Genomic DNA, 1,593 nt, shown 5'->3' on the forward strand with positions numbered 1-1,593 from the left:
ACTCAAACTTCGCACACGGAAAACATCCCGTATGCCTTGATAAATCAGCTTGAACTGAATGTCGAAAGCCATTCACGCACACTTCTGTGCACGCAGACGACTCATCCAAAGAGCGGGCAGATCGTTCAGGAATCGTTCCAAGAGCGATTCGACCAGCAAGACTTCTGACGGATATTCTGCCCGAAGCTGCTCCGCAAACTCCTGCAACACGAGGCGAAGCGCTTCCATGTACTTCAAGTCCGGAAGCTCATCAAGCCCCAGATAGAAGAGCTCGCCGAGGCTTCGCCCATCCGTGTTCTCACGTTCCTCGACAGCCAGGAGCATATATCGTGTGCAGACGACGGCAACATGCGCCGTCATCGCATCGTAAGAGACGGAACGGCAGTCTTTGCCGAGTCGCAGGTAAGACTTGCACGCCTTGAAGAACACCTCGATGCCCCAACGTTTCCCGTAGAGCTGGATGACCTCTTCTTCTGAAAGCGAGAGGTCTGTCGTGACGAGGACGAGATAGTCCTTCCTCTTGTTGCGGTTTCGGACGAAGACCAGCCGCACAGGCACAAGGGATTCTCCCTGTTTCATTGCGACAGCATCGACGGACAGAAGGTAGCGCGAACGCCCGCGACGCTTCTTGTGTTCCTTGTAGATGGCCTTGACGTTCGAGATCTTCCCTTCGCAGAGATAGCGCACCTTCTTGCTCTTCTTTGCCATGGCGGTGACGTCGTAACCGAGGTCATGGATGGCTTTCAGAGAGGATGGCGAGCAGAACCATGTGTCGAAAAGGACGTATTGCGCGGGAACGCCAGCGGCTTTGACCTCCTGCAACAACTTGAGGACAACGGCAGGCGCTTCCATCTGCGCGAGCTTGCGCTGCTTTCCACCGTTGCTCCTGGCATCGACGGACGCGTCGGCCTCGTTGAGACGATTCTTTCCCTTCGATGTCGAAAGGAGGCAGAACGTGAGCGGCAGGAAGGTGTTCCCATCCGTCCAGCCAAGGACGAGCAGGCGGAAGCCCTTCGTATAACGGTGGCTCACATGGTCGTAGACGTTCGCCAAGAGTTCCACGCGCTTGGAGCGCGAGCGGCTGAAGAGCGAATCGTCGACGATGATAGCGCAACGACGTCCGGCGTCTGTCAACGGTTTGATGGTTTCGTTGATGATCCGCGCCGCAAGGAGCAGCGTGAACCTGCGCCAGTTCGTGTGACAGGAGTTCAAGAAGCGGTAGGCCGTGTCCTTGCCAAACGGCAGGGATTCCTCGTGAAGCCGGCGTTGCATGTAAAGCGAGCGGTTCTCGAAGATGATGCTGACGAGCACAAGGAACACCAGAATAGCGGAAAAGCCCTTGAGTTTGCATGCGTTGGCAGACCGCAAAATCTGGCCGATGCGATATCGGTGGAAGAACAGCGAAGTTTTCTTCGAAATGGATTCCATCTGATGGGTGGTTTGTGGTATAATTTGCATAGCATGAACCTCCGCTTTAGTATGTTTTGTTTCACACCTTAATTATACTAAATTGGTGCAGTTCATGCTATTTATTTTGCTACAAACATAGATTTCACAAGGCTTTACGGGTGCTCAGCACCTGCGAAGTTTGAG

General features: G+C 53.9%; 1 protein-coding gene. It reads right to left on the minus strand.

The window, feature by feature from the left end:
• Nucleotides 1–72: 72 nt before the first annotated feature.
• A complete protein-coding gene (locus FZ041_RS14290) occupies nt 73–1,458 on the minus strand; it encodes an IS4 family transposase (RefSeq protein ID WP_149190059.1) in 1,386 nt (461 codons plus the stop codon).
• Between the last annotated feature and the right edge of the window lie 135 nt (nt 1,459–1,593).

The sequence above is a fragment of the Pseudoselenomonas caprae genome, from assembly GCF_008271345.1.
GTDB lineage: Bacteria > Bacillota > Negativicutes > Selenomonadales > Selenomonadaceae > Selenomonas_A > Selenomonas_A caprae.